The organism is Achromobacter sp. JUb104, from assembly GCF_024806975.1.
In the GTDB taxonomy this organism is placed as follows: domain Bacteria; phylum Pseudomonadota; class Gammaproteobacteria; order Burkholderiales; family Burkholderiaceae_B; genus Achromobacter; species Achromobacter spanius.
Genome location: NZ_JANUEY010000001.1, coordinates 1,467,925 through 1,482,526 on the forward strand (window position 1 = coordinate 1,467,925; position 14,602 = coordinate 1,482,526).

Consider the following 14,602-nt stretch of genomic DNA (forward strand, 5'->3'; position numbering starts at 1 on the left):
TAAGGTGATGGCATAAGGCAATGGCGCCTCGCTGGAAGCGGGGCGCCATCGCTGTTCAGGGCATCACGCGTTTATCGCCACCCCTGCATTGCCCTACCACTTCATTTCGCCCTTGGCGACCTTGGCGCTCAAATCCAAGGACGCGGCGGCGCCCGCTTGCGGGTACTGCGCCTTCATGGCGGCGATCAGCGCGGCGCTGTCGGCGGCCTTGGCGGTTTGCGTGTCAAAGGCGCGGATGTAGCCCTGCGTGTAGCGGACCGATTCCAGCGTCAACGGTGCGCCCGGTGCGTAGTGGCCCGGAATGACCGTCACCGGCTTCAGCGCTTCAATGCGCGCCAAGGTGGCCAGCCAATCCTTGTGCGATTGCGGCGTCTGCGTATCGGCCATCCACACATGCAGGTTGCCGAACACCACGACGCCACCCACCACGGCCTTCAACGACGGAATCCACACAAAGCTGCGATCGGGTTGCGGGCCGTCCAGGCCGGTGATTTCCAGCGCCTGGCCTTCCAGCGTCAATGTGCTGCCTTTCAGCACCTGCGGAATCACGGCCCGGGACGGCGCATCCGCGCCCAGTTTGGGGCCCCAGAACGCCAGCTTGCCGTCCACCGTTTCCTTGATGTGCTGCACCGTTGGTTCGGTGGCGACGACGCGCGCATTCGGGAAGGCGGCCACCAGGGTGTCCAGGCCGAAGTAGAAGTCGGGGTCGCCGTGGCTGATGTAGATGGTGGTCAGCGTCTTGCCGCTGTCGCGCACCATTTTCACCACTTTTTCGGCTTGTGATTTACCAAACTGCGCATCGATCAGGATGGCTTCGCGCTGGCCGCTGACCAGCACGGAAGACACTTGGAAGATGGCGTCGTTGCCGGGGTTGAAATGGGTCAGTTGCAGATCGGTGCCGGCGGCGTGGGCAACATAGGCGGGGCTGATCAACAAGGTCAGCGCGGCGCTTTGCAGCAGGCGGCGAAAGGTGGGGAAGGAAGACATGGCGGCGGCTCGTGAGTGGAGGGGGAAGGACGCCAGTCTAGTAGCGGCATTCGCGCCGATCTATCCCTGTCTTTGCCAGAGTCTGTTGCGCATTTCGATCAAATCATGCCGGGTTCGGATCCGCCAGGGTTGCCTCGACCTGGCGCCGCAGCCACATCGTGCCCGGATCGCTTTCAAAGCGCGCGTGCCAGTGCACGGTCACGCTTAGCGGTGGCAGGGCGATCGGCAGTGGGCGGATGTCAAAAGCGTGGTCGCGGTTGAACCAGATGGCCGCGCGGTAGGGCAACGTGACCGTCAGGTCGGTGCGGCGGACAATTTCGGCGGCGGCCGAAAAATGCGGCAGCGTCAGGTAGGGCTGCCGATGCAGGCCGGCTTCGCTCAAGACGTCGTTCAGCAATCGGTGTGCGCTGGCGCGCGAGGCCACCAGAATGTGGTCCAGGCGCTTGAACTGGCCGCGCGTCAGCCCTGCCGACAGCACCGGGTGCCCGCGCCGGCCCATGCAGGCATAGCGCTCGCTGAACAGATCGGCGTGGCAGGTATGGCGGCCCAGTCCGGCCAGGTTGCCGATGGCCAGGTCGACCTCGCCCTCTTTCAGCGCTTGCGGCAATTGTTCCAGCGCGACCTCCAGCACTTCCACCTGCAAGCGCGGCGCCAGCGCATGCACGCGCTCCATCAGCGGCGGCAGGAACACCATTTCGCCGATGTCGGACATCGATAGGCGAAAGCGCCGAGTGCTGGTGGCCGGGGCGAATTGCTGGCGCAGGCTGACCGCTTCCGCAAAGCTGTTCATGCCGCGTTCGATGGGGTCGGCCAGCGCAAAGGCCACCGGCGTGGGCTGCATGCCGGTGGCGGTACGCACGAAGAGCGGGTCGTCGAATTGTTCCCGCAGGCGGCCCAGCGCGTAGCTGACGGCGGGCTGCGTCAAGTTAAGCCGTTGCGCCGCGCGGGTGACGCTGCGTTCATGCAGCACGGTCAGGAAAACCCGCATGAGATTCAGATCGAAGTCCACGCATGCCTTTGATATCAGTCCTATTTATAAGATAAATAATAGCCATAAATTTGACACATAAATAGTTGATTCCTAGACTAATTTCACTAAGGCCGCTGACCGGCAGGTAGCGGCAGAACAACCGGGGAAAGCGTCGTCATGCATGCGTTGACATTACCGTCGTTGTTGGTGGAACAGGCCGCGCGCCAGGGCGAGCGCTTGTGGGTGCAGGCGCCGGGCGGCTCGCTGCGGTTCTGCGATGCGCCGGCCCACGCGGCAAGCTGGGCCGCGCGGTTGGCGTCGGCGGGCGTGGCGCGGGGCGATCGGGTGGGGCTCATGGCCGGCAACCGCCAGGAATTTCTGTCGATCGTGCTGGGCTGTGGCTGGTTGGGCGCGGTGGTGGTGCCCATCAACACCGCGTCGCGCGGCATGCAACTGCGGCACATCCTGGCCAATAGCGGCTGCGTCTTGCTGGTGGCGGATGCAGCCTCCTGTCCGGCGCTGGCGGGCCTGGCATCCGTGGCCGACACGGCGGACGATGATGGCCCATTGGCCTTGCGCGCAATCTGGCTGCTTGACGAGATCGATGCTGCCCACGGGCTGCCCGCGCCCGCCACCCTGGCGCCGTCGGAATCCCTCGCCGCCACACCGCCGTTGCCCGCCGCCGACATCCAGCCCGGCGACATGCTGGCCATTCTCTATACCTCGGGCACCTCCGGCCCGTCCAAGGGCGTGTGCTGCCCCCACGCGCAGTTTTATTGGTGGGGCAAGATCGCCGCCCGCAACCTGGAAATTTCAGATGCCGATGTGCTCTACACCAGCTTGCCGCTGTTCCATACCAACGCACTGAACGCTTGCTTCCAGGCGCTGGTGACCGGGGCGTCCATCATTTGCGACGAGCGCTTTTCGGCAAGCCGCTACTTCGACCGCCTGCAAGCCACGAACGCCACCGTTACCTATCTGCTGGGCGCCATGGTGCCGATGCTGCTGGCGCAAGAGGCCCGGCCATCCGAACGCGGCCACCGCACCCGCATCGCCTTGGCGCCCGGGGTGCCGGAACGCTTCCATGGCGTGTTCGCCGAACGCACCGGCATGGCGCTGCTGGAAGGCTACGGCTCCACCGAAACCAATTTCGCCCTGGGCGGCACGCTTTCCGAGCAGCGGCCAGGCACGATGGGCCGCGTGGCGCCCGAGTTTGACGCCATCGTGGCCGACGAACACGACGCGCCGGTGCCCGATGGCGAGCCGGGCGAACTGCTGCTGCGCGCCACGCCGCCGTTTGCCATTGCCACGGGCTACTTCGGCATGGCCGACAAGACGGTTGAGGCCTGGCGCAACCTGTGGTTCCACACGGGCGACCGCGTGGTGCGCGACGCCGACGGCTATTTCCGATTCCTGGACCGCTTGAAAGACGCCATCCGCCGCCGAGGCGAGAACATCTCGTCCTATGAAGTGGAACAGGTGCTGCAAGCGCATCCGGCCGTGGCCACCGTGGCCGTCTATGCGGTGCGTTCCGAACTGGCCGAAGACGAAGTGATGGCCGCGTTGGTCTACAAGGCGGGGCGCACGCCCACGCCCGAAGCCCTGCTTGATTTCTGCCAGCCTCGCATGCCGTATTTCGCCGTGCCGCGCTACCTGCGCGTGCTGGACGATCTGCCGCGCACCGAAAACGGCAAGGTCCGCAAGTTCCGCTTGCGGGAAGAAGGTATCACCGGCGACACCTGGGACCGGGACGCCGCCGGCTATCGCGTGGCGCGCTGAGGCGCCGTTGATCCACTAAAAATCCAAGGGGCGGCAATGACGATGGCATACAAGGGGGCGGCGTTGTCCGCCGAAGACGAAGCAAAGAGAAAGCGCACCCGGCGCGTGGTGACGGCCTCGGTCGCGGGCAATGCCATGGAGTGGTACGACTTTTTCATCTATGGCACGGCGGCCGCGCTGGTATTTGGCGACCTGTTTTTTCCCAAGGGCACGGACCCGCTGCTGGGCACCATGGGCGCGTTCGCGGGGTTTGCGGTGGGCTTTCTGGCGCGGCCGCTGGGCGGCGTGATCTTCGGCCACATCGGCGACCGCTACGGCCGCAAGCTGGCGCTGGAGTGGACACTGGGCCTGATGGGCGCGGCCACCTTTCTGATCGGCCTGCTGCCCACGTACGAGCAGATCGGCTTCTGGGCGCCGGTGGCGATGGTGGTGCTGCGCATCTTGCAGGGCGCGGCGGCGGGCGGTGAATGGGGCGGCGGCGTGCTGCTGATCAGCGAGGCGGTCGGCGGCAAGCGGCGCGGCTACTTTTCTTCGTTCAGCCAACTGGGCGTGGCGGGCGGCTTCGTGCTGTCGTCCGGCGTATTCATGCTGGCGCAGCAATTGCCGCAGGACGCCTTCATGAGCTGGGGCTGGCGCCTGCCGTTCTTGTTCAGCGTGCTGATCTTTGGCGTGGGGCTGTACATCCGCAAGCACATCCCGGAAAGCGAAGAATTCGTGCAGGCCAAGAAGACGGCCAAACGCGGCATGCCGGCGGTGGAAGTGTTTCGCCGCTACCCGCGCCAGGTGTTGACCGCGATGGGCTTGCGCGTGGCCGAGAACGGCGGTTCGTACATCTTCCTGGCCTTTGCGCTGGCCTACGGCAAGTTCCTGGGCATCCCCAACGACGTGATGCTGGGCGGCGTCCTGCTGTCCATGTTCATCGAGCTGGGCACGCTGGTGTGGTTTGGCCATTTGTCTGACCGCATCGGGCGGCGCGCGGTGTACCTGATTGGTTCGGTGGGCCTGATGCTGGTGGCGTTCCCGTTCTTCTGGATGGTGCAGACCAAAGAACCGCTCTGGATTTTCCTGGCCTTCTTCCTGGGCAACACGGTGTGCCACGCCGCCATGATCGGCACCCAGCCCGCGTACTTTGCCGAACTGTTTCCGGCTGAAGTCCGCTACACCGGCCTGGCGCTGGGCCACGAGCTGGCGTCCGTATTCGCGGGCGGCCTGTCGCCCTTGATCGCCATGGCGCTGCTGCGCAAGTATGAATCGGCCACGCCGGTGGCCTGGTTCCTGGTGGGCATGGCGGCCATTACGGTGGTGACCTTGTTGCTGACCCGCAACCCGCCCAGGCAGGACACGGAATGAGCCAGGCCCAGTCTGTCGGCCTCCGACCCGAACCCGGCCCCGGACCCGGCATCGTCGCGGTGGGCGAAACCCCCGCGCTGCGCCATCCCGAGCCCACCTGCACGACGGCGGGCTTGATGGCGCAGGCCGTCGGGCAGGCGCTGCGGCAGGCCGGCATTGCGCCCGCGCAGGTGGATGGGCTGGGCGTGGCGTCGTTCACGCTGCGTCCCGACCGCGCCATTGACCTGGCCTGGCGGTTGGGCTTGCGGCTGAACTGGTGCATGCAGGACGCGCTGGGCGGCGCCAGCGCCATCAACCTGTTGCGCCAGGCCTGGCTGGCGCTGCAAGCGGGGCAGGCGCAGACCATAGTGTTGGTGTCGGGCGACCATTTCACGGGCGCCGACTTTGCCGGGCTGGTGCGCGGCTACAACCGCAGCGCGCAGGAATATCTAAGTCCGCTGGGCAGTGCAGGGCCCAATCCGCTGTTTGCCATGTTGACCCAGCATCAGATGGCGCAGACGGGGTTGCGGCGTGAAGACTACGGCGCCTTGTGCGTGGCGCAGCGTGGCTGGGCGGTCGATAACCCCAACGCGGCCTATCGCGAGCCGCTGAGCTTGGCGCAATACCTGGAAGCGCCGATGGTGGCGCCGCCGCTGGGCCGGCTGGACTGCGTGCCTGTGGTCAGCGGGGCCAGCGCGCTGGTGCTGCAAGCGCGGCCGACGGGCGTGCATGTGCGGCTGCTGGCCAGCGGCGCACGCTACAACCACGACCAGCAGGAAGGTGACGGCTTGCAGACCGGCATTGCTGAATTCGCGGACGGCATGTGGCGCCAGGCGGCCGTGGGGCCGGAAGACATGGATTTGGTCAGCGTGTACGACGACTATCCGGCGATGGCGCTGGCGCAGTTGTGCGATCTTGGCTTTGCCGGCACGGACGACCTGCCGGACTTCATCGCCCGCCGCATCGCCACGCGCGAGCTGCCCGTGAATACGGCGGGCGGCCAATTGTCGGCGGGCCAGGCGGGTGCGGCGGGGGGCATGCATGGGCTGGTCGAGGTGGCGCGGCAATTGTTGGGCCAGGCGGGCGCGCGCCAATTGCCAGGCCTGCGCCACGGCGTCGTCACCGGCTACGGCATGGTGCAACTGCGCTACGGCATGTGCGCCAACGCGGCCGTGCTGCGTCGGGAGGAATCATGAGTCTGCATGTGGATGAGCACGGGGGGGATCAATGCCGCGTGGATGAATGCCGCGCCTGCGGCCATCGCGTCTATCCCGCCCGCCTGTGGTGCCCGGCTTGCGGACACGATGAGGCGCGGCCGGTTGCCGTGGACGAAGGCGAACTGCTGGCCTGGACGGTGATGCCGGACAAGGGCAGGGCGGCGCAGCCGGATTCCGGATCTGACTCCCCTGATCCCCCTGGCTCGCTTGATTCCGCTAATCCCCCCGGCCCCTCTGACCCCGGGCCGGTCATCATCGCGACGGTACGCGCACTGCCCGATGGGCCGTTGCTGGTGGTGCGGCTGCCAGCGCCGCCCGCGCATATCGGCCAGCGCTTGCGTCTGTTCGAGCGCCAGGTGTCGGGGCGCGCGCTGCCGTGGGCGGAGCCGCTGCCGGACCAGACCCGTCAAGCCGAGCCATGAAGCCTGCGCGTTGACGCCGAACCCTAAAGCCTGACCTTCGACGCCGAACCCGGCACCGCCCGGCCGCTTCACTGCGCCGCGCGGATCGATTCCAGCCGTTGCGCCAACGACGCGGTGGACAATTCGCCCACGCGCAGGTCCACCAAGCGGCCCTGGGCGTCCAGGAACAAGGTGGCGGGCAGGCCGCGATTGCTGAATTTGCGCGATGCCTCGCCCGCCGGGTCGATCAGTACGTTCCGCAAGCCGGGCGCGTGCTCGTCCAGGAATTTCGTCACGTCGCGCGGCGCTTCCGCCTGGTTCAGGAAGACGAAGTTGACGTCCGGATTGGCGGCCTGCGCGGCGGCAAACGCCGGCATTTCGCGGCGGCACGGCGGGCACCAGCTTGCCCACAGGTTGATGACGGTGGGCTTGCCCTGAAAGGCGGATAGCGCGGCGGGCGCGCCGTCCACGTTCTGTACCGCCAAGGCAGCCAGTTCAGGCTGCGGCTGCGGCGTGGACGCCAGCCAGCGTCCGCCGCCCAGCCACGCGGCGCTGGCCAGTGCCAAGGCGCCCAGCAAGGCCACGCGCGGCGCACGGTGCCGAATCACGACGGCAATCGCATAGACCCAGGCAGCGGCCAGCCCGGCCAGCCCGATCCAGCCGCCGTCGCGCAGGTCCAGCATCTTGATCGGGTCGGGCAGGTAGTGGTCGCGGTATTGCCAGACAAAGGCGACGCGCGCGGCCAGCAAGCCGATGACCAGCGCCCGCCACAACACCGTGCTCAGGCGGGCCGCGTCTTCGCGCTGGCGATTCAACAGGCGCGCCGCCAACACGCCGACCAGGGCGGCGGCGATCAAAATCGCCAATTCAGTGGGAAATACCAGCGGGCCGATACGAATGGCGGGGCTCATTTCCCACCCTCGGCCATGGCGGTGCGTGCTTGCGCCCGCTTGGTGTGGGCTTTCACGCCGTCCTTGATGTTGAATTCCATGTTTGCTTCCCGGATGAAGCAGGCAAGCCTAGCATGGCGCGCAGCCAGGGCCAGGGCGCTTTCCAGCACGGTCTTGCAGTAACGCTAAAATGGCGGCTCGCGGCTGGCTATCCAGCCCTTTTTGCATTGTTTTCCTGCATTCCATTCTTCTGCCTCGCGCACCCATCACCATGAAAAAACTGACTGCTGTTTTCCTCGTGTCCGCGACCACGTTGCTGACCGCCTGCGGCCCCAGCGACGACGCCAAGCCGACCGCCGGCGCCCAGGCGCCGGCCGCCGCCAGGAAGGTGGTGGTGGGCCTGGATGACAACTTCCCGCCCATGGGCTTTCGCGACGCCAGCAACCAGATCGTCGGTTTCGACATCGACATGGCCAAGGAAGCCAGCAAGCGCCTGGGCATGGAAGTGGAATTCAAGCCTATCGACTGGAGCGCCAAGGAAGCCGAACTCAACGGCAAGCGCGTCGACGTCCTCTGGAACGGCCTGACCATCACCGAAGAGCGCAAGAAGAACATCAGCTTCACCGCGCCCTACATGGCCAACCACCAGATCATCATCGTGGGCACCGCCTCGCCCGTGAAGGTCAAGAACGACCTGGCCGGCAAGACCGTCGGCGCCCAGGACGGCAGCAGCGCCACCGACGCCATCGCCCGTGACCCCGTGGCCGCCCAGATCAAGGAAGTGAAGAAGTTCGGCGACAACGTCACCGCGCTGATGGACCTGGCCGCCGGCCGCCTGGACGCGATCGTGGTGGACGAAGTGGTGGGCCGCTACCTGATCAGCAAGCGCGCGGGCGAATACCGCGTGCTGGAAGAGAACTTCGGCACCGAAGACTACGGCGTGGGCGTGCGCAAGGACGACACCGAATTGCTGGGCCAATTGGACAAGACGCTGGATTCCATGAAGCAGGACGGTACCGCCGGGCGCATCGCCACCCAGTGGTTCGGCGCCAACATCATCAAGTAAGCGGCGCGCGAACTTTCTTCAATGGACTACGTACTCTCTCTGTTGGGGCCGATGGCGGAAGGCGCGAAAGTGACCTTGACGCTATTCTTCATCACGCTGGCCCTGGCAGTGCCCCTGGGCCTGGTGCTGGCGCTGGCGCGCATTTCCAAGTGGCCGCTGCTCAGCAACCTGGTCAATGGCTATATCTGGCTGATGCGCGGCACGCCGCTCATGCTGCAGATGTTGTTCATCTACTTCGCGCTGCCGTTCGTGCCGGTGGTGGGCGTGCGGCTGCCGGACTTTCCGGCGGCCGTGGTGGCCTTCGCGCTGAACTACGCGGCGTATTTCGCCGAGATCTTCCGCGCGGGCATCCAGTCGGTGGACCGTGGCCAGTACGAAGGCAGCAAGGTGCTGGGCATGACCTATCTGCAAACGCTGCGCCGCATCGTCCTGCCGCAGATGGTGCAACGGGTGCTGCCGCCGATGAGCAACGAAACCATCACGCTGGTCAAGGACACCTCGCTGATCTACGTGCTGGCGCTGAACGACATCCTGCGCACCGCGCGCGGCATCGTGCAGCGTGATTTCACCACCACGCCGTTCCTGGTGGCCGCGGCCTTTTATCTGCTCATGACGCTTGTCCTGACGTGGTTCTTCCAGCACATGGAAAAGCGCTATGCCAAATATGACCAATAATCCGCCGGCAGCCGCCGCCGCGCCGACGGGCCGGCCCGTCATGATCCAGGCCAGCGCCATCAGCAAGTCGTTTGGCGCGAACCGCGTGCTGGACAAGGTGTCGCTGACGCTCGAACAGGGCGAAGTGGTGGCGGTGATTGGCCCGTCCGGCTCGGGCAAGAGCACGTTCCTGCGTTGCCTGAACCACCTTGAGACCATCGATGAAGGCAGTATCGAAGTCGAAGGTGACATGATGGCGCGCGCCGGTGACGACGGCCGCAGCCACTACGCCAGCGATGGCGACGTGCGCCGCATTTGCCGCAAGATGGGCATGGTGTTTCAGTCGTTCAACCTGTTCCCGCACATGACGGTGCTGCAGAACATCATTGAAGCGCCGATCACCGTCAAGGGCATGTCCAAGGCGCAGATCATTCCCAAGGCGGAAGAGCTGCTGCGCAAGGTTGGCCTGCTGAACAAGCGCGACAACTATCCCACGCGCCTGTCGGGCGGCCAGAAGCAGCGCGTGGCGATTGCCCGCGCGTTGGCGATGGAGCCCGACATCATGCTGTTCGACGAGCCCACCTCCGCGCTGGACCCCGAACTGACGGGCGAAGTGCTGCGCACCATGAAGCAGTTGGCCGACGAACGCATGACCATGCTGGTGGTCACGCACGAAATGGGCTTCGCGCGCGAAGTGGCGCATCGCGTCATCTTCATGGACGAAGGCCGCATCGTCGAGGAAGCGCCGTCGGCAGACTTCTTCCGTGCGCCGCAGCAGGCGCGCACCCGGGAATTCCTGGCGCACATGCTTTAAGGCCGCTGCGGAAATAGGGCAAAAGAGGGCCAGGCCGGCGCGCAATTTCATGAGAAATTGACGCGCCGGTTTCCATAATGGCGGGGACAACGTTGTTTTAATTCCTCTCTGCCTGACATTCCATGCTCCTTCGGTTTCCTTTTTTTGCGCGCCGGGCCTTCCCCGGCTGGCTGGTATTGCTGTGCCTGGCCGTGTGGCTGGCGGCCCTGGCCTGGGCGCGCTGGCTGACCCTGCCCGACGAAGGGCGCTACGCCGGGGTGGCTTGGGAAATGCTGCGCAGCCATTCGCCCATGGTGCCGCTGCTGGACGGCATGCCGTACTTTCACAAGCCGCCGCTGTATTACTGGCTGGCGCAGATCAGCTACGCGCTCTTTGGCGTGCACGAATTCAGCGCGCGCCTGCCTTCACTGCTGGGCGCGTGGAGCGCGGGGGCGGGGCTGTATGCGTTCGTGGCGCGCTATCGCGATGCGGCGCAGGCGCGTTGGGCGGTTGTGGTGCTGGGCCTGACGCCTTTGTTCTTTGGCGCCGCGCAATTCGCCAACATGGACATGCTGGTGGCCAGCATGATCACGCTGTGCATCCTGGCCGCCGCTGACACCGCGCTGCGCCGCGAGCAGGGCAGGCCGCATCGCGCCATGTCGATCGCAACCGGTGCATTGGCCGCGCTGGCCGTGTTGGCAAAGGGGTTGATCGGTTTGGCCTTGCCCGGTGCCATTGTGCTGGCCTGGCTGCTGCTGCGGCGCGATTGGCGTGGCATGCGGGCTTTGCTTTGGTTGCCGGCCTTGCTGGCGTTCGCTGTGGTCGCCGTGCCCTGGTTTGCGTTGATGCAGATGAAGTTTCCCGGCTTCTACCATTACTTCTTTGTCTATCAGCACTTTGAACGTTTCGCGCAAAGCGGCTTCAACAACGCGCAGCCGTTCTGGTTCTATGTGCCGATCGTGGTGGGGTTGGCCCTGCCGTGGTCAATCTGGGGCGCAGCGATTTTTACTCGCGCGTTCTGGCGCGACGCCGATCCGCAGGGGCTGCGCCGGTTGATGGCGATCTGGATCGCGGTGGTGATGGTGTTCTTTTCCATCCCGCAATCGAAGCTGATCGGTTATGTGCTGCCGGTGTTTCCGCCGCTGGCGTTCCTGATCAGTGAGCGTATCGCGCCCGCCTGGGCCGCGGGCAAGCGGCGGGGCGCAAGCATTGCCATCGTGCTGGCGGCCGTCATCTGCCTGGGCGCAATCATCGCAGCGTCATTCAACCCGCGCGGCAGCGCCGGCCCGACCATGACGGACCTGCGTGGCGACATGCGGCCGCAAGACACGCAGGTCGCGCTGCATGCCTTGCCCTTCGATCTGGGTTTCTACACGCAGGCGTCCGCGCCCGCGTGGATCGTCGACAACTGGAACGACCCCGAGGTTCCCACGCGCGACAACTGGCGCAAGGAACTGTACGACGCGGCCAAGTTCGACCCCGCCGCCGGTAAACGGGTATTGATCCAGAACGAAGACTTGACCGCGCGGCTTTGCGCGTCGGCCGACGGTACGCGCTTCTGGATCTGGGGCCGCGACGATGACGCCGGGCGCTACCCCGCGATCACTGGCGTGGCGCCGCGCCTGCCGGGCGCCACCCGCGCGGTATGGCGGCTGGATGTTGATACCGCTTTCCGTCAACGGATGTGCGGCGGTGTGCGTTAAGCGGCAGTGCTCGATTATGGGCACGGATAGGCGGCACCGATTGCCGACACCGACTGTCGACACCGCCTATCAGCAATAAAAAAAGCCGGCAGCCCTTCAAAGGCTGCCGGCTTTTTTGTGCCGGCGGCTGGCGCCGCCAAGCATTGACGCTTAGCCGATCGAGGCCAGCACCTGGTTCAGCGTGGCGCTGGGGCGCATGGCCTGGCTGGCCAGTGCTTCGTTCGGCTGGTAGTAGCCGCCGATATCCACCGGCTTGCCTTGCGCGGCCTTCAGCTCTTCAACGATCTTGGCTTCGTTTTCAGCAAACGCGCCCGCCGCGCCAGCGAACTGCGCGGCCAGGGCGCGGTCGTCGGTTTGCGCGGCCACGGCCTGGGCCCAGTACATGGCCAGGTAGAAGTGGCTGCCACGGTTGTCCAGGCCACCGACCTTGCGGTCCGGCGACTTGTTTTCGTCCAGGAACTTGGCGGTTGCCTGATCCAGCGTCTTGGCCAGGATCTGGGCGGTCGGGTTCTTGTACGTGCGGCCCAGGTGGTCCAGGGATTCGGCCAGCGCCATGAATTCGCCCAGCGAATCCCAGCGCAGGAAGCCTTCTTCCAGGAACTGCTGCACGTGCTTGGGGGCCGAGCCGCCCGCGCCCGTTTCGAACAGGCCGCCACCGGCAACCAGAGGAACGATCGACAGCATCTTGGCGCTGGTGCCCAGTTCCATGATGGGGAACAGGTCGGTCAGGTAGTCGCGCAGCACGTTGCCGGTGACCGAGATGGTGTCCAGGCCTTCGCGGATGCGCTTGACCGAGAACTTGGTCGCTTCAACCGGATCCATGATGCGCAGGTCCAGGCCGCTGGTGTCGTGGTCGTTCAGGTACTGCTTGACCTTGGCGATGATCTGGGCGTCGTGGGCGCGCTTTTCGTCCAGCCAGAAGACGGCGGGCGTCTTGCTGGCGCGGGCGCGATTGACGGCCAGCTTGACCCAATCCTGGATGGCGGCGTCCTTGGTCTGGCACATGCGCCAGAGGTCGCCCGCTTCCACGGCTTGTTCCAGCAGGACCTTGCCCGACGCGTCGGTAACGCGCACGGTGCCCGATGCCGGGACGACGAAGGTCTTGTTGTGCGAACCGTATTCTTCGGCGGCTTGCGCCATCAGGCCGACGTTGGGCACGCTGCCCATCGTGACCGGATTGAAGGCGCCGTTCTTCTTGCAGTCGTCGATGACGGCCTGGTAGACGCCGGCGTAGCTGCGGTCAGGAATGACGGCCTTGGTGTCTTGCAGTTGGCCTTCGGCGTTCCACATCTTGCCCGAGTCGCGGATCATGGCGGGCATGGACGCATCGACGATGACGTCGCTGGGCACGTGCAGGTTGGTGATGCCCTTGTCGGAATTCACCATCGCCAGTTGCGGCAGGGTCTTGTAGGCGGCGTCGATGTCGGCCGTGATGGCGGCTTGCTGGTCGGCCGGCAACGATTGGATCTTGGCGTACAGGTCGCCAATGCCGTTGTTGGGGTCGAAACCGGCTTGCTTGAGCACGGCGGCGTGCTTGGCCAGCACGTCCTTGTAGAACACGGACACGACGTGGCCGAAGATGACCGGGTCGGACACCTTCATCATCGTGGCCTTCAGGTGCACCGAGAACAGCACGCCGGTGGTCTTGGCGTCGTCGATCTGGGCTTGCAGGAAGGACTTCAGCTTGGCGGTCGACAGCACGGCGGCGTCGATGATCTCGCCGGCCTTGACCGGGGTCTTTTCCTTCAGGACCGTCTTCGTGCCGTCAGCGGCGGTCAGTTCGATCTTGACGTCGCCGGCCTCGGCGATCAGCGCCGACTTCTCGGTGCCGTAGAAATCGCCATCGGACATGTGGGCCACGTGCGACTTCGAATCAGCCGACCAGGCGCCCATCTTGTGCGGGTGCTTGCGGGCGTAGTTCTTCACCGACAGCGGCGCGCGGCGGTCGGAGTTGCCTTCGCGCAGGACCGGGTTCACGGCGCTGCCCTTGACCTTGTCGTAGCGGGACTTGACGTCGCGCTCGGTGTCGTTGGCGGGGGCGTCCGGGTAGTCGGGCAGCTTGTAGCCTTGCTCTTGCAGTTCCTTGATGGCCGCCTTCAGTTGGGGCATCGAGGCGCTGATGTTCGGCAGCTTGATGATGTTGGCTTCGGGCTTGACCGCCAGCGCGCCCAGTTCAGCCAGGGCGTCGGACAGCTTCTGGCCGTCTTCCAGGTAATCGGGGAAGAGGGCGATGATGCGGCCGGCCAGGGAGATGTCGCGCGTCTCGACCGTGATGCCCGCGGGCTTGGCGAATGCCTGAACGATGGGCAGCAACGAACGGGTTGCAAGCGCCGGCGCTTCATCGGTGAGGGTATAGATAATCTTCGGAGTAAGAGACATGATCCTTGAATCTGTTCGGCGCATAGCGCTTTCGGCGCAAACCCGAACATGCTAAGCGGCGTACGCCGGTAGATGTTGTCGAGAGTGGGTTCGTATGGGCAGATGCGGGGCAGGCTCCGGATCTACTCAACTTGGCAGCGCCCGTCCTTTATTTGATGCCCGGTCGCCCGGTCATCCTGGAAGGTACGGCTGCCACGAAGGCGGTATTGTAATACCGCGACACGCTTGACGCGCAGGGAAATCACCGATAAAGCCTGCGTTATGGGCTCGATATCGCAGCAATACGGCTTCGATATGGCTTTGGGATGGGGTTTTGGCCAGCAATTCCGCAGAACTGCGGACACGCTATTTGACAAATTTCCGCGACGCGCGCAAGCTCTGCGCCATGAATTTCGTCGCCGTCCGCATTGCGCTGATTATTACCATCATTCCGA

Annotated in this window: 12 protein-coding genes and 1 pseudogene; 8 read left to right on the plus strand and 5 right to left on the minus strand. The window is 65.2% G+C overall.

Annotation, left to right across the window (positions count from 1 at the left end; translation table 11 throughout):
* Positions 1-93: 93 nt before the first annotated feature.
* Together M2361_RS06710 and M2361_RS06715 are read right to left on the minus strand one after the other, a co-directional pair.
* Positions 94-987, minus strand: coding sequence for an MBL fold metallo-hydrolase (locus M2361_RS06710; protein WP_259247269.1), 894 nt, complete (start codon positions 985-987; stop codon positions 94-96).
* Positions 988-1,090: 103 nt separating this feature from the next.
* Positions 1,091-1,996, minus strand: coding sequence for a LysR family transcriptional regulator (locus M2361_RS06715; RefSeq protein WP_259247271.1), 906 nt, complete (start codon positions 1,994-1,996; stop codon positions 1,091-1,093).
* Positions 1,997-2,122: 126 nt separating this feature from the next.
* Between M2361_RS06715 and M2361_RS06720 the strand changes: the two are divergent.
* The 4 genes and pseudogenes from M2361_RS06720 to M2361_RS06735 all read left to right on the plus strand — a co-directional run.
* Positions 2,123-3,736: pseudogene (locus tag M2361_RS06720) on the plus strand (ATP-dependent acyl-CoA ligase); the annotation flags it as partial.
* Between the two features lie 36 nt (positions 3,737-3,772).
* A complete protein-coding gene (locus tag M2361_RS06725; protein ID WP_259247275.1) occupies positions 3,773-5,086 on the plus strand; it encodes an MFS transporter in 1,314 nt (437 codons plus the stop codon).
* A complete protein-coding gene (locus M2361_RS06730) occupies positions 5,083-6,261 on the plus strand; it encodes a thiolase family protein (protein WP_259247277.1) in 1,179 nt (392 codons plus the stop codon). The genes M2361_RS06725 and M2361_RS06730 overlap by 4 nt, the downstream gene beginning before the upstream one ends.
* Positions 6,258-6,704, plus strand: coding sequence for a Zn-ribbon domain-containing OB-fold protein (locus tag M2361_RS06735; protein ID WP_259247278.1), 447 nt, complete (start codon positions 6,258-6,260; stop codon positions 6,702-6,704). The genes M2361_RS06730 and M2361_RS06735 overlap by 4 nt, the downstream gene beginning before the upstream one ends.
* A 68-nt stretch (positions 6,705-6,772) precedes the next feature.
* Here M2361_RS06735 and M2361_RS06740 read toward each other — a convergent pair whose 3' ends face one another.
* Both M2361_RS06740 and M2361_RS06745 read right to left on the minus strand, forming a co-directional pair.
* Positions 6,773-7,594 (minus strand): TlpA disulfide reductase family protein, encoded by an 822-nt coding sequence (locus M2361_RS06740; RefSeq protein WP_259247279.1) that lies wholly within the window; start codon positions 7,592-7,594, stop codon positions 6,773-6,775.
* On the minus strand, positions 7,591-7,743 hold the full coding sequence (locus M2361_RS06745) for a hypothetical protein (RefSeq protein WP_230696079.1): 153 nt from the start codon (positions 7,741-7,743) through the stop codon (positions 7,591-7,593). The genes M2361_RS06740 and M2361_RS06745 overlap by 4 nt, the downstream gene beginning before the upstream one ends.
* Before the next feature lie 101 nt (positions 7,744-7,844).
* Between M2361_RS06745 and M2361_RS06750 the strand changes: the two genes are divergently transcribed.
* The 4 genes from M2361_RS06750 to M2361_RS06765 all read left to right on the plus strand — a co-directional run bounded on the left by M2361_RS06750 (position 7,845) and on the right by M2361_RS06765 (position 11,789).
* A complete protein-coding gene (locus tag M2361_RS06750; protein ID WP_230696078.1) occupies positions 7,845-8,639 on the plus strand; it encodes an amino acid ABC transporter substrate-binding protein in 795 nt (264 codons plus the stop codon).
* Positions 8,640-8,660: 21 nt separating this feature from the next.
* Complete coding sequence (locus M2361_RS06755) at positions 8,661-9,314, plus strand: amino acid ABC transporter permease (protein ID WP_006219374.1); 654 nt, start codon at positions 8,661-8,663, stop codon at positions 9,312-9,314.
* A 40-nt stretch (positions 9,315-9,354) separates the two neighbouring features.
* Entirely contained in the window at positions 9,355-10,107 is a 753-nt protein-coding gene (locus M2361_RS06760; protein WP_259249252.1) for an amino acid ABC transporter ATP-binding protein, read from the plus strand.
* Positions 10,108-10,229: 122 nt separating this feature from the next.
* On the plus strand, positions 10,230-11,789 hold the full coding sequence (locus M2361_RS06765; protein WP_259247296.1) for a glycosyltransferase family 39 protein: 1,560 nt from the start codon (positions 10,230-10,232) through the stop codon (positions 11,787-11,789).
* Positions 11,790-11,939: 150 nt separating this feature from the next.
* On the opposite strand, the gene M2361_RS06770 is transcribed toward M2361_RS06765, so the two are convergent.
* Positions 11,940-14,168: an NADP-dependent isocitrate dehydrogenase gene (locus tag M2361_RS06770; protein WP_259247299.1), complete on the minus strand. Its 2,229-nt coding sequence runs from the start codon at positions 14,166-14,168 to the stop codon at positions 11,940-11,942.
* Positions 14,169-14,602 lie beyond the last annotated feature (434 nt).